1 protein-coding gene is annotated in these 999 nt (G+C 37.6%); it reads right to left on the reverse strand.

Translation table 11 applies throughout. From position 1 onward, the window contains the following. The coding region (locus DYY66_RS10170) for a hypothetical protein (RefSeq protein WP_166288927.1) at positions 1 to 999 on the reverse strand (999 nt) is incomplete at both ends.

Consider the following 999-nt stretch of genomic DNA (forward strand, 5'->3'; position numbering starts at 1 on the left):
GAATTAGAATCGCTAGTAGAGTTTTCTGCTGGTGTGGTATTCGTTGTTGTAGCATTTGCCTGTGTAGTGTTTGTTGTTGTATTCTCAGGTGGATTTGAATTTAGGGAATCTTTTATGTCATTTAGTGCACCAGTTGCCTGAGATATTGTCTCTTTTGAGGATTGCAAGTCTGATGCAGAAGTTGCGTTTACTATCTGTGAATATGCACTGTCGAGCATTTGCACATTTTGTTCTATATTGTTTAATGCACTTTCATTGCCCTGAGCTTGATTTCTCAACGAGTCCGCAAATGTTTTTGTGTCTGCAATCTGTTGTATTATTGCCGGAGCACCATTTACTACGTCATTCATATTGGTCAGTAACGAGTCTACCTCATCAAGTTCTTGAGAGGCTTCATCAACCTGTCCTTGTGTAATTTTTTGTTTGATATCGTCAAGTAATTGGTTTATTGGGTTAAACCCTGAAAATTCAACATTGATTTTACTTGCACTTTCATGAAGGACATCAATTTCATGCGATATCCTTACAGATTCCTTCTGAAAGTTTACTATGCGTTGATCATTATACTGATCAGTTACATTTTGGAGCGTGCTTGATTGGTTAGTTGTATTGATTACATCTTCAACAGTTTTTGCATTATATAGTTTATCTAATGTTGCCTGAAGATTGTCAATTGTTGACTGTGGCAGTCCCAAAGATTTGGCATTGTCTATCATTTGGGTTAATGTTACCTGGGTATCTTTTAGAAACTGGGTCGTTCTTTCTTGTTTGGTTGATTCTGCCTGCTGCTCTATCTGGAAATAGATCTTGTCAAGCAGGCCTTGTGCAACCACTAGTTGTTCATTTGCAGAACTGAGATTATTGCTGGCAGCAAAAGCATTTGCCATGGATATTGCCTTGTCATAATCAGAAAAATCAGCAGATATTCCATTTGCCATGGCAATTACCCTTATCTTTTGTGCATATGCCTGAGAATCTACAATATTTTGCAATAGCATG

The organism is Candidatus Nitrosotalea sp. FS (assembly GCF_011319475.1).
GTDB lineage: Archaea > Thermoproteota > Nitrososphaeria > Nitrososphaerales > Nitrosopumilaceae > Nitrosotalea.